General features: G+C 39.8%; 15 protein-coding genes and 1 pseudogene. 14 read left to right on the top strand and 2 right to left on the bottom strand.

The features are described 5' to 3' along the window. The 5 genes and pseudogenes from NO346_RS10835 (at position 1) to NO346_RS10810 (ending at position 4,646) form a co-directional block, all read left to right on the top strand. Positions 1 to 255: a DUF4266 domain-containing protein gene (locus NO346_RS10835; protein ID WP_004660946.1), complete on the top strand. Its 255-nt coding sequence runs from the start codon at positions 1 to 3 to the stop codon at positions 253 to 255. Then, on the top strand, positions 246 to 1,625 hold the full coding sequence (locus tag NO346_RS10830; RefSeq protein WP_256415167.1) for a DUF3570 domain-containing protein: 1,380 nt from the start codon (positions 246 to 248) through the stop codon (positions 1,623 to 1,625). The genes NO346_RS10835 and NO346_RS10830 overlap by 10 nt, the downstream gene beginning before the upstream one ends. A gap of 81 nt (positions 1,626 to 1,706) precedes the next feature. Continuing rightward, a pseudogene (locus tag NO346_RS14955) lies at positions 1,707 to 2,611 on the top strand (FAD:protein FMN transferase). Next, a complete protein-coding gene (locus tag NO346_RS10815; RefSeq protein WP_256415165.1) occupies positions 2,596 to 3,276 on the top strand; it encodes a response regulator in 681 nt (226 codons plus the stop codon). Before NO346_RS14955 ends, NO346_RS10815 begins: the two are co-directional and overlap by 16 nt. Then, positions 3,276 to 4,646, top strand: a complete 1,371-nt coding sequence (locus NO346_RS10810) for an ATP-binding protein (RefSeq protein ID WP_005214970.1) — start codon at positions 3,276 to 3,278, stop codon at positions 4,644 to 4,646. The genes NO346_RS10815 and NO346_RS10810 overlap by 1 nt, the downstream gene beginning before the upstream one ends. Before the next feature lie 116 nt (positions 4,647 to 4,762). Here the strand turns inward: NO346_RS10810 and NO346_RS10805 are convergent, their stop codons facing one another. Both NO346_RS10805 and NO346_RS10800 read right to left on the bottom strand, forming a co-directional pair. After that, the gene (locus NO346_RS10805; protein ID WP_050041607.1) at positions 4,763 to 5,050 is read right to left on the bottom strand and encodes a DUF1330 domain-containing protein; all 288 of its coding nucleotides are present in this window, start codon (positions 5,048 to 5,050) and stop codon (positions 4,763 to 4,765) included. A gap of 56 nt (positions 5,051 to 5,106) precedes the next feature. Further along, positions 5,107 to 5,769 carry a GntR family transcriptional regulator gene (locus NO346_RS10800; RefSeq protein WP_256415164.1) on the bottom strand — a complete coding sequence of 221 codons (663 nt, stop codon included), beginning with the start codon at positions 5,767 to 5,769 and terminating at the stop codon, positions 5,107 to 5,109. Positions 5,770 to 5,922: 153 nt separating this feature from the next. Between NO346_RS10800 and NO346_RS10795 the strand changes: the two genes are divergently transcribed. The 9 genes from NO346_RS10795 (at position 5,923) to NO346_RS10755 (ending at position 15,665) form a co-directional block, all read left to right on the top strand. After that, the gene (locus NO346_RS10795; RefSeq protein ID WP_256415163.1) at positions 5,923 to 6,525 is read left to right on the top strand and encodes an amino acid synthesis family protein; all 603 of its coding nucleotides are present in this window, start codon (positions 5,923 to 5,925) and stop codon (positions 6,523 to 6,525) included. Next, complete coding sequence (locus NO346_RS10790; RefSeq protein ID WP_087546623.1) at positions 6,494 to 7,285, top strand: alpha/beta fold hydrolase; 792 nt, start codon at positions 6,494 to 6,496, stop codon at positions 7,283 to 7,285. Before NO346_RS10795 ends, NO346_RS10790 begins: the two co-directional genes overlap by 32 nt. A 30-nt stretch (positions 7,286 to 7,315) precedes the next feature. Continuing rightward, positions 7,316 to 8,248: a flavin-dependent trigonelline monooxygenase reductase component gene (gene tgnA / locus NO346_RS10785; protein WP_225530754.1), complete on the top strand. Its 933-nt coding sequence runs from the start codon at positions 7,316 to 7,318 to the stop codon at positions 8,246 to 8,248. A 2-nt stretch (positions 8,249 to 8,250) separates the two neighbouring features. Next, complete coding sequence (tgnB, locus tag NO346_RS10780; RefSeq protein ID WP_005161501.1) at positions 8,251 to 9,288, top strand: flavin-dependent trigonelline monooxygenase oxygenase component; 1,038 nt, start codon at positions 8,251 to 8,253, stop codon at positions 9,286 to 9,288. Positions 9,289 to 9,298: 10 nt separating this feature from the next. Beyond that, positions 9,299 to 10,768: a (Z)-2-((N-methylformamido)methylene)-5-hydroxybutyrolactone dehydrogenase gene (gene tgnC / locus NO346_RS10775; protein ID WP_046738912.1), complete on the top strand. Its 1,470-nt coding sequence runs from the start codon at positions 9,299 to 9,301 to the stop codon at positions 10,766 to 10,768. 313 nt (positions 10,769 to 11,081) lie between these two features. Then, positions 11,082 to 12,482 carry a cytosine permease gene (locus tag NO346_RS10770; protein ID WP_005161499.1) on the top strand — a complete coding sequence of 467 codons (1,401 nt, stop codon included), beginning with the start codon at positions 11,082 to 11,084 and terminating at the stop codon, positions 12,480 to 12,482. Positions 12,483 to 12,507: 25 nt separating this feature from the next. Then, entirely contained in the window at positions 12,508 to 13,677 is a 1,170-nt protein-coding gene (locus NO346_RS10765) for a hypothetical protein (RefSeq protein WP_256415162.1), read from the top strand. 147 nt (positions 13,678 to 13,824) lie between these two features. Then, on the top strand, positions 13,825 to 15,282 hold the full coding sequence (locus NO346_RS10760) for an NAD-dependent succinate-semialdehyde dehydrogenase (protein ID WP_256415161.1): 1,458 nt from the start codon (positions 13,825 to 13,827) through the stop codon (positions 15,280 to 15,282). Next, positions 15,279 to 15,665: a carboxymuconolactone decarboxylase family protein gene (locus NO346_RS10755; protein ID WP_087537219.1), complete on the top strand. Its 387-nt coding sequence runs from the start codon at positions 15,279 to 15,281 to the stop codon at positions 15,663 to 15,665. Before NO346_RS10760 ends, NO346_RS10755 begins: the two co-directional genes overlap by 4 nt. The last annotated feature ends 154 nt before the right edge of the window (positions 15,666 to 15,819 follow it).

Below are 15,819 nucleotides of genomic sequence, written 5' to 3'. Positions count from 1 at the left end.
TTGAAACTTAGTTTAAAGATATTAAGCAGTCTAGGCATCTTATTGCCGAGTCTGTTGTTATCCGCATGTAGTCATATGCCGACAAAGATGCAAACTTTAGGGGTTAAGCCTTGGGAGCGTGATATTTTGGCTCGTCCAGCGATGCAATTAGATGCTGCACCATTAGATGCAGCTTATGATGAACATATTTATTTTAGTAAAGAAGCAGCCAGTGGCGGTCGTGGTTTTGGTGGTGGAGGTTGCGGATGCAATTAACAAAAAAATCAGCACGCCACATTGCGCTTGCTTTGACTCAGGCTTCAACAGTTTTATTAAGTAGTCACGTTGCACATGCTGAAACGACAGCAACTTCTAGCAAAGAAAGTACAACTTCACCTTTTAGTTTATCTAAAATCGTAGAGCCGGGTTGGAAAGTTGATACTGCGGTGTTGATGTATAAAGAGGCAGACAGTCGTGTTCAAGCTATCGAACCGAGTCTGCGCTTTGAAAAAGACTTTGGTGATCAACATATTTTATCTGGAAAAGTGGTTATTGATTCACTCACAGGTGCTTCACCGAACGGTGCGACATCAGCCAATGTGCCACAAACTTTTACAGGCCCATCAGGTAATGCTGCGAAACCAACGCTGGCAAACCAATTACCCTTAGATGATGAATTTCATGATACCCGTGTTGCAGTATCCGCAAATTGGCAACAACCGATTGCACCAGATATGAAGCTGAATGTGGGTGGAAATGTCTCAAATGAATACGATTTCAGATCAATCGGAGCAAATGCGAGCATTGCGAAAGACTTTAATGACAAAAATACCACTGTGTCATTGGGTGGCGCATTTGAGTATGACAGTATTGATGCGGTTGGTGGTGCGCCTGTACCTCTAACTCCACAATTGGATGGACAGAAACAACAAGGTACAAAGAGCAAGAATGTTTCTGATGTTTTACTTGGTTTAACGCAAGTAATTGATCGTCATTCATTGGTACAATTCAACTATTCATTATCGATGAGTAATGGATACCAAAACGACCCATATAAAATTTTGACGCTAGTCGATGCTAACGGAAATTTAATTGCTGATCAGGACTTTGCGGCAGGCAATAATTTCTACTTATTTGAAAATCGTCCAGACAAAAGAACACGTCATAGCTTCTTTGGTGAATATAAATATGGGTTTGATCGAGGTGATGTTGCCGATGTCTCATATCGTTTTACCACAGATGATTGGGGTGTTAAATCACACACATTCGATGCAAAATATCGTTATGCGGTTAATGAGAAATATTTTGTAGAACCCCATGTTCGTTACTATGCCCAAACGGCTGCTGATTTCTATCATAGCTACTTAAAAGTGGGTGATGGTATTGAATTAGATGCTCAAGGTGAACCTGTTCCGACCGTACAGTATGCATCGGCGGATAGCCGCTTGGGTGCGTTTGATGCAACAACCTACGGTGTTAAGTTTGGGATGAATCTTGCAAATGACCGAGAGCTTAGCTTCCGCGTCGAACAATATGATCAGAAAGCTAAAGATCTAAAACCGATTGGTGGGAACTTAGCAGGACAAATTTTGCAACCAGATTTATCGGCAACCTTTGTTCAACTTGGTTATAGTTTTAAATGGTAATAATTTAATCTAAGCTATTAAAACCTATTACTTTCGAGTGGTAGGTTTCATAATTTATACTGATTTAAACTAAGCCTGAGTATGATGTCTCATAGATTAGAATTAATACAAGAAAATGATGCGCTTCATCAAATTCGCTTTACTGCGATGGCAAGCCCTTGCCAAGTTTTATTAGATCATACCGATTGGACGAGTGCAGCACGTATCGCACAAGCTGTTTATGCAGAATGTTTACGCATTGAACAAAAATATAGCCGTTATCGGGATGATAGTTTTTTATCTGCTCTGCATCGCAATACAGACTGTTGGTTTGATGTGGATGAAGAAACAGCAAAATTATTTGATTTTTCTGAAATTTTACATCAATTGTCCGAAAAAAATTTGATATTAGCTCTGGTGTACTTGGAAAAATTTGGCATTTTGATGGTTCAGAGCAAGTTCCAACTATTGAGCAAATCAATCAGCTTTTGCCTCATATTGGTTGGGACAAAGTAAAATGGAATCAATCTCAGAAAAAAATTTACTTACCTCAAGGAATGTCGCTCGATTTTGGTGGAATTGGTAAAGAATACGCAGTGGATCGTTGTGCAGACATTATTGAACAATTAAGTCAGCAAGCTTATTTAGTCAATTTTGGTGGGGATCTCAGAGCGAGAGGACCAAGAAAATCAGGTTTGGCATGGCGAATCGGTTTAGAAACACCTGAACAAAACAATCAAGCTCAAGCCTATTTTGATTTAAATACAGGGGCTATGGCGACTAGCGGCGATAGCAAAAGGTATTTGTTCAAAGATGGTGTTCGTTATAGTCATATTTTAAATCCATTAACAGGGGCCTCTGTAAAAGATGCACCGCGTTCAATTACCGTTTATGCTCAAACCTGTATTCAAGCTGGCATGTTAGCGACCTTAGCAATGTTAGAAGGTGCAGGTGCAAAACGGTTCTTAGCAGAACAATCAGAGGGACAAGCATGGATTATCGACTAAGTGGACAACGTATTTTTTTAGTTGAAGATGATCTTATGCTGGGTGAGTCTTTGTCCGAAATTTTGCAAGCTCAAGGTGCAGAGGTAAATTGGCATAAGAATGCTGAACGCGTTATGAGTTGCTTGCAAACTTCAAGCTATGACTTGATAATTTTGGATATTGGTTTACCTAAAATTTCTGGTTTTGAGTTACTTGCTCAATTACGGGAAATGCAACAAGATTTGCCTGTTCTGATTTTATCGGCACGGGACATGATTCAAGACCGAGTTTTTGGTCTCGATCTTGGTGCAGATGATTATGTTTTAAAACCTTTTGACTTATCTGAATTACTGGCAAGAGTTCGTGTTTTAATTAGACGACGTTGTGGCCGTGCGCAGACCAAAATTAAAATTGGTGAGGTTTGTTTAGATCCAAGTTCACATCAAGTTTTTTATTTAAATCAAAAAATTAGCTTATCACGTCAAGAATATCGTTTGCTGAAGTTGCTGATGGAGCATATTGGACAGGTGATCACCCGTGATCGTTTAGAAACAGCATTATTAGATAAAGATGAATTAGAAAGTAATGCGCTAGAGGTGCATATCCATCATTTACGTAAAAAGCTATTTCCTGAGTTTATTCGAACCATTCGCGGTGTTGGATATTTAGTTCAAGTAGAACTGTAATGCAGAAAATATTATCGATAAAACAACAAGTTGTTAGAACAAGTTTATATGCACTTATTCTCGCATTAGTGTTGAGTAGTATTTTAGGCTATCTTGCGACAAAACATGAAGTAAATGAGTTGTTTGACGCAACTCTAATTGATAATACCAGAATTATTAAGGGTTTAATTGATTCAGAACAGACCCATCAAAATTGGATAGATTTGCAAAAAAGCCTTGATGAAACATTACTTGAACATATTAGTTCAGGCGATCAACGCTTCAATGGTCATGCGTATGAAAAGAAGATCGCAATTCAGGTATGGAGTAAAGAGGGCGATTTAGTCCTTCGTTCGGCCAGTGCCCCAAATCATGCTTTAGCACCATTAAAAGAGGGATTAACACAATTTCAAGGTGGGGAATATGATTGGATGGTTTATACCGTTTGGCTGCCTAACAAAAAGAGCTGGCTTGCTGTTGCAGAGCGATTAGATATTCGAAAGGAGCTATCAACCAATATCGAAGCTAGTCTATTACTCAGTTTGATTTTTGCACTTTTTTTAGCCTTATGTTTATTAAAACTTCAACTTAAAAAAGCATTTGCACCGTTAGTGGAATTAGGTGAGAAAATTTCTCAACGCGATTTTAATGATTTAAGTGCGTTACATTTACCTCATTCGCCCGACGAATTGAAACCCGTGATAACGGAGTTAAACGATCTATTCCATCGAGTAGATTCTTCATTAGAAAGAGAAAAACGTTTTTTAGCTGATGCAGCGCACGAACTAAGAACTCCACTTACTGTGATTAAATTACAAGTTGAACAAGCACTTATCCAACCTGATGCAAGAGAAACGATTTTACAGCGTTTATCTGAAAGTGTAGAGCGTAATCAGCAAGTGGTCGAACAAATGCTTTTGTTGGCCCGTTTAGAAGCGGGGCAAATGTCTGTACATACCACAACTGTTATTTTTTCAGCTTTAATTCGAGAGGCAATTGCTCAACTCATGCCATTGGCATTTAAGAGAAATATTGAATTTCACTTAGATGTTGAAGAGGTGACTATCAATGGAGACTCGGCGCTTTTACTCTCGTTGCTACGTAATTTATTTGATAATGCCCTAAGGCACTCACCAAATAATGCTGTCATTTCAGTAAAGTTATTTAAGCAAGCTCAAATGATAATTTTTGAAGTGGTTGATGCTGGAACGGGGATTGATCCAAAGTTTTTAGGTGAGGTTACCAATCGGTTTACCCAAGTTGGTGGAAGTGATGTGGGAGCTTCAGGATTAGGATTGGCAATAGTATCTAAAATTGCTCAATTACATGGTATGCGCTTAGTTCTAAATAACCATGAAACAGGTGGCTTGATTGTGCACTTACAATGGTAGAAAACAGAAATAAACCTGATTTTTACGGTGATGTAATAGTTTTTATTTCAATAAATTCATTGTTTCAAATTTATCGTTGAATAAGAAAAAGAAGAGAGGCGATCTCTCTTCTTTGATCAATCTAGACTTTCAACAATACTAATCATGACTTCGGCACAATTTTCACGAGCAAGCCTTGCTTTAGTATATTCCTCAGAATCATAACAAGCTTGTGCAGTTGCCAAATCAGAGAATTCAATAATCACATGGCGTTGAAACTGTATACCTTCCATACAGATTGATTTTCCCCCTCTAGCAAGGAATTTAGCACCATATTTTTCAAATGCTAAGGGAGCTAATGCCATGTATTCTTTGTACTGTTCCATATCGTGAATGGTGACATGTGCAATCCAGTAAGCAGACATTTCCTTATCCTTTTATTTCTAAATTAAAAAAACCATTTTAGTTACAGATTGAGGCATTAAGCATTCAAAATATTTTTTGCAACCGCAGCAGCTTCAGCAATATGTTCAGCCACGGCTTGTTTTGCTTTTTCAGGATCTTGGTGCAGATAAATTGCTTCGCACATATTTTTAATACGTTGATAGCCAGAAATTTCTCGCTTCGTCGATTTCATGGTCATTGCACGAAGACGACTAATCCGACCATTCAAACGTTGTACCACTTCCCAAGCAATATGATGTTTTGCGGTTGTAAAAATAGTTTCGTAAAGTTTTGAAGAGGTAGAAATAATTAAATTAATATCATCTGCTGCAAAGGCTTGCTCAAGTTCAATCAATAATACTTTCAGCGTTTCTTTTGTTTGAGCAGTTAGGTTTTGGGTGCAATCTGCAACGGCACTTTGTTCGAGTAATAGTCGAATTTCATAAATTTGCGATGCAATTTCCCAATCCAATAATGAAACAATTGGACCTTTATTTGGCAGAATTTCAACTAAACCTTCTGCTTCTAAATAACGAATGACTTCACGTACAACAGAGCGACTTACTCCTAATTCTTCGCACAAGCTTCTTTCGACTAATCTTTTTCCAGAAGGGAAATATCCTGTAATGATCGCATTACGTACTTTATTCAAACAAAGCTCGCGTAAAGTCACAGGTGGATTTTCAATTTTAAGATTCATAGATGATTAATCTTTCCTGATTTTAATAAGTCAAAATTTTGTTACATGTTTCTAGCTGAAAATTAGCATACCAAACTCTTGCTTTTTTTTCATTATGTATTATGGTATACCATAATACGAATGCAAAAATAAATTCACTCGCAAGGAAATGCCATGAATCTAATCCGTAAAACAGTTCTTCATGTTGAAACGACTTATGTCGATGGCGATAAAGAAGCAACAAAACCGTTAAAAATGGTGGCTGCTGCTGCTGTGATCAAAAACCCATGGGCTGGTCAGGGTTATGTCGAAAACCTAACACCTGATATTCGCCGTATTGCTCCGATTCTAAGTGAGCATTTAACTCAACTTATTCTTGATGAAGTCGGTTCAGGTGAGGCGGTAGAAGCATTTGGTAAAAGTGCGGTCGTAGGTTTGAATGGTGAGCTCGAGCATGCATCAGCCCTCATTCATACCTTACATTTTGGAAATACATATCGTAATGCGGTCGGGGCTAAGTCTTATCTCGCTTTTAATAATACGCGTGGTCCAGCGAATGCTTCGATTCTTGTTCCAATGATGGATAAAAATGATGAAGGCCGCCGTTCTCATTATTTGACTCTTCAATTTGCAATTCCAGATGCACCTGCTGCCGATGAAATTGTGATTGTAATTGGTGCAGCGACAGGTGGACGTCCACATCATCGTATTGGCGATCGTTATCAAGATTTGGAAGAGTTAGGTCATGATCTCAAAAACCCTGCAGCTGTCAAATAGTCGGATTGCTCATTATTTTGAGCAAGGAGAAGGAGAGCCTTTGGTTCTCATCCATGGTGTAGGTATGCAAGCAGCCGCTTGGTATCCACAAATCGAATATTTCTCGAAACATTATCGTGTGATTTCGGTGGATATGCCGGGTCATGGAAAAAGTACAAAACTTGCGGATGGTGCACCTTTAAAAGCATTTGTTGATTGGGCGATCGAATTTATTACAGCATTGAATTTAGGTGCAGTGAATTTGGCAGGTCATTCGATGGGTTCATTGATTACGACAGGCGTAAGTGCAACTCGTCCTGATTTAGTCAAACGAATGGCGGTGTTGAACGGTGTATACAAGCGTACCAGCCAAGCTCGTGATGCTGTCGTGAATCGTGCAGAAGAGTTAAAAACAGGTCATATTGACGTTGAAACACCACTACAACGCTGGTTTGGTAACAGTGAAGCAGAACAAATTGCTGCTGGAAAAGTCAAGTCTTGGTTAGAAAATGTGGACTTGTCTGGATATACCACAGCATATGCGGCATTTGCACATGGCGATCAAATTTACGCAGATGACTGGAGCAAAATTCAGTGTCCAGCACTGGTGTTAACTGGAACAGATGACCCAAATTCAACAGCAGAAATGGCAATACAAATGGCAAGCCAAGCGAGAAATGGCACCGCTATTGTGATTGAAAATGAGCGTCATATGGTGAATTTGACTGCACCAGACCAAGTAAATATTGCAATGCAGGCGTGGTTAGAAACCCAAGTCTAAATTGCCACACATTGATGAAGGAATATGACAATGAGTGAAATGGATAGTGTTAATAAAATACGTGAACTACGTGATGCCTTTGGCTCATTTATGACTGGCGTAACCGTCGTAACCACCTGTAAAGATGATGGAACACCATTAGGCTTTACTGCGAACTCTTTTGCTTCGGTGTCTTTGGACCCAGCTTTGCTGCTGGTCAGCATTGCCAAGACATCAAGCAATTATAATAACTTTGCCAATGCTTCACATTTTGCAATTAATATTTTGGCAGAAGAACAAAAGGATATTTCGAATACTTTTGCTCGCCCAAGTGATGATCGATTTGCAAATTTAGCATGGACAAAGAGCGCATCTCATAACCCTGTCATAGATCAAGTCAGTGCTTGGTTTGATTGCACGACGTATCAAGTTGTAGATGCAGGTGATCATGCGATTTTAATTGGTAAAGTTGAAGATTTTGGCTCAGCAGGCTTTGCTGGTTTAGGGTATTACCGTGGAGCTTATTTCACACCTGCCAAATCATCTACGGATGTGATTTCGAGTATGAAAGTCATGATGATGGCATTGATTGGACATGAAAATCAGATCTTGCTTGAACAGACACAGGATCAAAAGTGGACATTGCCACATTTGATGGTTGAAAAAGATGGTGCAGAAAAAGCACTGGAAAAAATCTTTGCAGCTTATCAGCCAGAAGCCTCACCAAGCTTTATCTATTCTGTCTATGATGATGTGACCACCCAGCAGCAATATATTGCATTTTTATGTAATACCCCGATCGCACATGCAACCAAAGGTCAATTTGTTGATTTAAATGATTTAGAACAACTGACTTTTGTGGATAGCGCTTTAGAGAGTATGTTGATGCGTTATCGTAAAGAAAACCATCTCAAAACCTATGGTGTTTATTACGGTAATCAAATTAGCGGTACGGTTCGTCAAATTGTTAAAGAGGAAGTTTAACTATGCGTTTTTCATTATTTGTACACATGGAACGTGTTTCTGATCAACAAACGCAGAAGCAGCTCTATGATGAGATGATTGAACTTTGCCAGATTGCCGATCAAGGTGGTATGCATGCGATTTGGACAGGTGAACATCATGCAATGAATTTTACGATTGCACCTAATCCATTCATTAACTTAGTTGATATTGCGAATAAAACCCAAAATGTACGTTTGGGCACGGGTACAGTGGTTGCGCCATTTTGGCATCCAATTAAATTGGCAGGTGAAGCTGCTATGACGGATATTATCACCAATGGTCGTTTAGATATTGGCATTGCACGTGGTGCTTACTCGTTTGAATATGAGCGTATGGTGCCTGGTATGGATGCATGGAGTGCAGGTCAGCGTTTACGTGAAATGATCCCCGCGATTAAAAACCTGTGGAAAGGTGATTATGAGCATAATGGTGAGTTTTGGCAGTTCCCGAAAACCACTTCTGCACCTCAACCGTTACAACAACCGTATCCACCGATTTGGGTAGCAGCACGTGATCCAAATAGCCATGAATTTGCGGTGCAAAACGGCTGTAATGTACAAGTCACACCATTACATTTTGGTGATGAAGAAGTTGAAAAACTCATGGGACATTTTAATACCGCCTGTGAAAAGTTTGCTGATATTCCTCGTCCTGAAATTATGTTATTGCGTCATACCTATGTCGCTGATAGTGAGGAAGATGCTCAATTAGCAGCAGATGAAATCAATACATTCTATAACTATTTTGGCGCATGGTTTAAAAATGAGCGTGAAATTACGCAAGGTCTAATCGCGCCATTGAGTGATGAAGAAATTGCAGCTCATCCATTTTATACGCCAGAAGCCATGCGTAAAAATAATGTGATTGGTCAGGCGCAAGAAGTGATTGATCGCTTAAAAGCTTATGAAGCAATGGGTTATAACGAATATTCATTCTGGATTGATACAGGAATGAGCTTTGAGCGTAAAAAAGCATCGTTACAACGTATGATTAATGAAGTGATGCCTGCATTTGCATAGGAGAGAAGACATGACTTCTCAATTCCAGTTGTATATCAATGGTCAATTTGAGGATGGTGCTGCACAATTTGACAGCATCAATCCAGCGACAGGGCAAGTTTGGGCGAAAATGCCTGAAGCACGTACAGATGAAGTCAATCGTGCAGTTGCTGCGGCATCTCAGGCTCTGCAAGATGCGGCTTGGGCAGGTTTAACTGCCTCACAGCGTGGAAAATTGTTATATAAACTTGCTGATTTAATCGAAAAAGCTGCACCGCAACTGGCTCAATATGAAACCAGTGATACAGGCAAGATCATTCGTGAGACGTCGAGCCAAATTGCTTATGTAGCTGAATATTATCGTTACTATGCAGGAATTGCAGACAAGCTCGAAGGTAGCTATTTACCGATTGATAAACCAGATATGCAAGCATGGACCATTCGTGAGCCTGTGGGTGTCATTGCTGCAATTGTTCCATGGAATAGCCAATTATTTTTGTCTGCGGTTAAAGTTGGTCCAGCATTGGCGGCAGGTTGCAGTATTGTTCTGAAAGCCTCTGAAGAGGGGCCAGCGCCTTTACTTGCTTTCGCGCGTTTGGTGCATGAAGCAGGATTTCCAGCAGGTGTGGTGAATGTTATTACAGGTTTTGGCCCTGAATGTGGTGCAGTTTTAAGTAGTCATCCAGATGTTGCTCATGTGGCATTTACTGGTGGTCCAGAAACAGCACGCCATATTGTGCGCAACTCTGCTGAGAACCTTGCCAAAGTATCGTTAGAGTTAGGTGGAAAATCTCCTTTTATTGTATTTGCAGATGCTGATTTACAAAGTGCTGTGAATGCACAAGTCGCAGCGATTTTTGCAGCAACAGGGCAAAGCTGTGTTGCTGGTTCACGGTTGCTGGTTGAAGACAGTATCAAAGATGAATTTGTTCAACGTTTGGTTGAGCGTGTGCAAAGTATCAAGATTGGTTTGCCTGATGATATGGCAACTGAATACGGCCCTCTGTGCACCTTGCGCCAACGTGAAAAAATTGAGCAAGTCGTTGCTCGCTCGATTCAGCAAGGGGCGAAATTATTGGCAGGTGGGAAAACGCTTGAAAGAGCAGGTTATTACTATCCACCCACAATTTTAGACTGTAGTGATGTACCGCAAGCGGATTGCGTCATGACCGAGTTATTTGGTCCTGTCTTGTCTGTAGTGAGTTTTAACACTGAAGCAGACGCGATTCAAAAAGCCAACAGTACGCCTTATGGACTCGCAGCTGGTGTATTTACCAACAATTTAAGCCGTGCGCATCGTATGACCAAAGCAATTCGTTCAGGGATTGTTTGGCTGAATACCTATCGCGCTGTTTCTCCACTTGCACCTTTTGGTGGGCATGGTCTATCAGGACATGGTCGTGAAGCTGGCTCAGATGCGGTGTTGGACTATACCACTACTAAAACTGTGTGGTTACGTACTTCAGATCAACCGATTGATGACCCTTTTGTGATGCGTTAATACATCACAACAGTCATTAGGATTTAAATTTCAAGGATGAAAAGATGACGCAGTTGAATTTCAAAATCACATAAATCTGATCAAGGCATACGTAAGATAATATTGGTTGAGCTCCAAGAGCCTCGACAAGGTTTCCTTTATCTTTTTTTGCCATTTCTTTAATCAAAGTTGATGAGATTCGTCTGTAAAACAAGAGAAATAAAGGTCAGGTCATCTGGATATGGCGCTGATCAGGCAGGTTGTGAAACCTAAGTTTACTCTCACAAATATTTGATATTGAGGAAAATGAAGTCCTCAAAGAGAGATTAAGGATATGAGCCAAAATGAAAATAGTGCTTTCGCCATTGAAAGCAATTCAATTGATTATGTTGATCCATCTCAACGTCACGGAAAAGTACGTGATTTATTCACGCTCTGGTTTTGTACCAATATTGCACCCTTAGCTGTAATTACTGGTGCAATGTCGATGCTAACGTTTAACCTCAGTTTGATCAGTGCGCTAGTGGCAATTTGTTGTGGTCATTTCTTTGGTGCTGCAATTTTAGCTTTAACTTCTGCTCAAGGACCCCAAGTCGGCATTCCCCAAATGATTCAAAGCCGAGCACAGTTTGGGCGTTATGGTGCATTATTAGTCGTATTATTTACAACACTGATTTATCTCGGTTTCTTTATTTCCAACATTATCTTGTCAGGTAAAACCTTACATACCGTCGTTCCCGCAATCCCTGTTCCAACTGCGACGGTGATTGGTGCAATTGCAGCAACAACCATTGGGGTGGTGGGTTATCATTTAATTCATAATTTTAATAAAATTGGGACATGGTTGATGGGTGGTTCATTACTGATCGGCTTGTTGATTATGTTGCCACAAATTAATGCTGAAGTACTTGCCAAAGGCTCATTTAACCTAAAAGGTTGGTTTGCCATGTTTGGTCTATGTGCAGTTTGGCAAATTAGTTTTTCACCTTATACCTCAGACTATTCACGTTATTTACCTAAGTCGATTGGGATTTTCAAACCATTTATCTTTACTTACTTGGGCGCTTCGCTTGGAACGATCTTTGCGATGGCATTTGGTACAGTAGCGGTGAGTATTGGTTCTGGTACCGATGCGATGGAAGCGGTGAAATCGGGTACAGGTATTTTCGGTTCGATTCTGATGATTTTATTCCTTTGTAATATCATCGGTCACAATGCCATGAATTTATATGGTGCGGTTTTATCATGTATTACTTCGATCCAAACCTTTGCAGGTCAATGGATGCCAAGTAAGAATGTCCGTATTATTTTGTCGATTATGGTCTTAATCCTCGCTACGTTTACAGCACTTTGGGCATCAAGCAACTTTATTAGCTTCTTCCTGAACGTCATTTTTGCCTTATTATTTATTTTAGTACCTTGGGTATCGATTAACCTATTGGATTTCTATGTGATCAATAAGAAATCTTATGATATTCAGTCGATCTTCGCACAAGATGGTGGCATCTACGGCAAATTTAATGGCAAAGCTTTAACTGCATATTTCATCGGAATCGTGGTTCAAATTCCTTTTCTTACCAATGCATTTTTTACAGGCCCATTCGCAAACGTCATTCAGGATGTGGATATTTCTTGGGTGATTGGATTGGTGGTGAGTTTCGTTGTGTACTACGTCTTTAATCTCGAAAAGATTAAATGCAGCAGCCCAGCACTCAATGTAAAAGCGCAACATTAAACATGCTTAGAACGGAATCGATGACATGAAAAAAAGTTATTTACAACTCACATTGGTGACTGCATTAACCAGTATGATTACACCAAGTTATGCAGGAATTAGTTTTGGCGACAGCAATGCCGACTCAGGCAAGTTAACGGTTTCTGGTTATGTACGTGCCAATTATCAAGACAAAGATTACGGTGAACCTGCTTCAGAACATAAGATCCGTTTTGATGCTGCACAACTAAAACTTGATTATGAACGCGGCAAACTATTTGGACATGCTGAATATCGTTGTTATCAATACGATACGCTGTGTGATTTTTCAACCTTGATCGATGCATATGCAGGTTATCATTTAAATGAAACTGATCAGGTTGTGGCGGGAATGCAAGCTATTCCATTTGGATCAGGACGTTTCTGGGGCAATAGTTTGTACGGTAGTATCAATACTACAGCAGGTTTAGAAGATGTTCATAATTTAGGTTTAAACTATCATTTTGAATTGCCAAGTGCGACCAAATTTGATGTCGGTTATTTTGCTGCAGATGCAGGTCACTATGAAGGTACTACCCAAGACTCTGGTCGCTATAGTGCGAACTATGTAAGTTCTGATGACATTACCAAAAGTGATATCGAAGAGAAAAACATGTGGGTTGGACGTATTACCCAAGATATTAATCTGGGTGTAAAAGGTTTAACTACACAAGTCGGTGCTTCATATTGGACTTCAGAGATTGACAATAAAACCACATCACAAACGGGTCGACGTAATGCGTGGGCATTATTTAGCAAAATCAATTATGGTAATCTAGGTCTGACCTTAACGGGGGGTAAAAATGATGTCAGTAATAAAGACGTTGTTGATGCAACTTCATCTTTGATGGGTTCATATGACAGCGAATATTATGTTGCAAACAAAGCGACTTACTATACAGCTGATCTTGGCTATACTTTTAAAGATGTTAAGCAAATTGGCAATATCACGCCGTATTTTATGCACAGTCGGTACAATAAGGATTTGGCTGGTTCTCAAGATTCAACCCGTAATATCCTTGGTGTTTCAATCGACCATAAACAGATTTCTTTGGTCGCAGAATACATTATGAGTCAAAATGATCCTTTCATTGGTGGTACTGAAAAATCACTGGCAGTTGGAGATGATGGTAAATGGAATAAGTTACTTAACCTAACGTTATTCTATTACTTCTAAAATCAGCTATAACATTCGGGCAACCGAAAAATTTTTTCAAGATTTATTTGGTATGCCATAATACAGGTTTAGTTAATACCAGAACATTGATACTGTTTTTTAAAATGTTCTGTGTATTAATGCCGAAGTCTAAATAGGATAATCAGTATGCAACTTAATCAATTGCCATTATTTCATCAACAAGCTTTTGTTGCTGGACAATGGTGTGATGCCGATAATCAACAAACTTCTGATATTTATAACCCTGCAACACAAGAAGTGATTGGTACTGTACCGAATATGGGCAAGGCAGAAGCCGAACGCGCAATTCAAGCAGCAGTTGCAGGTTGGGCTGCATGGAAAAATAAAACAGCCAAAGATCGTTCAACGATTTTAAAAAAATGGTTCGATTTGATGGTTGAAAATGCAGATCAACTTGCATTTATTTTGACGAGCGAACAAGGAAAACCTTTAGCAGAAGCGAGAGGTGAAATTTTATATGCTGCTAGCTTTGTTGAATGGTTTGCTGAAGAAGCAAAACGCGTTTATGGTGATATTGTTCCCAGTCCTTATCCAGATGCACGGATTATCGTGAGCAAGCAACCGATTGGGGTTGTTGCAGCAATCACGCCGTGGAATTTCCCTGCGGCAATGATTACCCGTAAAGTTGCACCTGCTTTGGCTGCGGGTTGTCCTTGTATTGTTAAACCAGCGCCAGAAACCCCATTTACGGCATTGGCTTTGGTCGATTTAGCGATTCAAGCGGGTGTACCTGCTGAGATTTTCAGTGTCATTACAGGTGATGCAGTCACGATTGGGGATGCAATCTTTGAAAGTGATGATGTACGGAAATTTACTTTCACAGGTTCAACACCCGTTGGAAAATTACTATATCAACGTTCAGCGCAAACGCTGAAAAAAGTTTCATTAGAATTGGGCGGTAATGCACCTTTTATTGTCTTTGATGATGCAGATTTGGATGCTGCAATCGAAGGGGCATTAATTGCTAAATATCGCAATGCAGGACAAACCTGTGTTTGTGTGAATCGCTTTCTTGTTCAAGAAGGAATTTACGAAAAATTCATTGCTGCATTAAGTGAAAAGGTCAATGCTTTTGCAATCGGCAATGGTTTGGATGTTGGGAGTGAAATTGGTCCATTAATTAATGCCAATGCAGTGAAAAAGGTTGAGGCTCATGTTGCGGATGCCTTAGCTAAAGCAGGTCGTTTGGTTGCTGGTGGTAAACGTCATAGTGCAGGTGAGTTATTCTATGAACCTACCATTATTGCTGATGTCACAGCTGAGATGGATGTTGCGACTCAAGAAACATTTGGTCCATTGGCTGCTGTATTCAAGTTTGAAACTGAACAACAAGCCATTGAAATGGCAAATGCGACGGAATTTGGCTTAGCAGCCTATTGTTATACCAAAGATTTAGGACGCGCTTGGCGGATGAGTGAGCAGCTTGAATACGGTATGGTTGGAATCAATAAAGGCTTAATTTCCAATGAAGTCGCACCATTTGGTGGAATCAAACAGTCGGGCTTAGGTCGTGAAGGTTCGAAATACGGGATCGAAGATTATCTTGAAATCAAATACACCTTATTTGGGGGATTGAATGCATGAGTAATGAAAAATTTGAAAAAGGCTTAGCCATTCGTAAACAAGTGTTGGGTGAAGCTTATGTCAATAATTCGATCAACAATACTGATGATTTTAACTTACCTTTACAAGAGTTAGTTACAGAGTATTGCTGGGGGGCAGTTTGGGGGCGAGAGGAACTGAGCAAGCCTGAACGAAGCTTAATCAATCTTGCCATGATTTCTGCGCTGAATCGTCCACATGAGTTGAAGCTGCATGTCAAAGGTGCTTTGCGTAATGGTGTACCGAAAGAAAAAATTCGTGAGGTGCTGCTACAAGTCGCAATTTATTGTGGTGTACCGGCAGCCGTAGATAGTTTCCAAATTGCTAAAGAAGCGATTCAGGAATATGAACAAGAAAATAACTAATTGAACGATTGAGCAAACATTACCCAGCTTATTGGTAATGTTTGCTTAAGTGATTACATTTTGGCTCTTTACGCTTAAAGTGACATACCAATTGTTACGATTGTTTCGGTCAGAATGAATATAATTTAAACAGAGTATTTATTTTCTAAATAAC

The organism is Acinetobacter sp. 5862, from assembly GCF_024494585.1.
Lineage (GTDB): Bacteria > Pseudomonadota > Gammaproteobacteria > Pseudomonadales > Moraxellaceae > Acinetobacter.
Note: the sequence above shows the minus strand (reverse complement) of the source record. Positions and strands in the feature narration are given on the sequence as shown.

Bases quoted from the DNA above. Each gene is read 5' to 3' on its own strand.
- tgnC (WP_046738912.1), top strand. From the start codon at position 9,299: ATGACTTCTCAATTCCAGTTGTATATCAATGGTCAATTTGAGGATGGT.
- NO346_RS10805 (WP_050041607.1), bottom strand. From the start codon at position 5,050: ATGTCTGCTTACTGGATTGCACATGTCACCATTCACGATATGGAACAG.
- NO346_RS10790 (WP_087546623.1), top strand. From the start codon at position 6,494: ATGATCTCAAAAACCCTGCAGCTGTCAAATAGTCGGATTGCTCATTAT.
- NO346_RS10800 (WP_256415164.1), bottom strand. From the start codon at position 5,769: ATGAATCTTAAAATTGAAAATCCACCTGTGACTTTACGCGAGCTTTGT.
- NO346_RS10815 (WP_256415165.1), top strand. From the start codon at position 2,596: ATGGATTATCGACTAAGTGGACAACGTATTTTTTTAGTTGAAGATGAT.
- NO346_RS10770 (WP_005161499.1), top strand. From the start codon at position 11,082: ATGAGCCAAAATGAAAATAGTGCTTTCGCCATTGAAAGCAATTCAATT.
- NO346_RS10830 (WP_256415167.1), top strand. From the start codon at position 246: ATGCAATTAACAAAAAAATCAGCACGCCACATTGCGCTTGCTTTGACT.
- NO346_RS10755 (WP_087537219.1), top strand. From the start codon at position 15,279: ATGAGTAATGAAAAATTTGAAAAAGGCTTAGCCATTCGTAAACAAGTG.
- tgnA (WP_225530754.1), top strand. From the start codon at position 7,316: ATGAGTGAAATGGATAGTGTTAATAAAATACGTGAACTACGTGATGCC.
- NO346_RS10810 (WP_005214970.1), top strand. From the start codon at position 3,276: ATGCAGAAAATATTATCGATAAAACAACAAGTTGTTAGAACAAGTTTA.
- NO346_RS10795 (WP_256415163.1), top strand. From the start codon at position 5,923: ATGAATCTAATCCGTAAAACAGTTCTTCATGTTGAAACGACTTATGTC.
- tgnB (WP_005161501.1), top strand. From the start codon at position 8,251: ATGCGTTTTTCATTATTTGTACACATGGAACGTGTTTCTGATCAACAA.
- NO346_RS10760 (WP_256415161.1), top strand. From the start codon at position 13,825: ATGCAACTTAATCAATTGCCATTATTTCATCAACAAGCTTTTGTTGCT.
- NO346_RS10765 (WP_256415162.1), top strand. From the start codon at position 12,508: ATGAAAAAAAGTTATTTACAACTCACATTGGTGACTGCATTAACCAGT.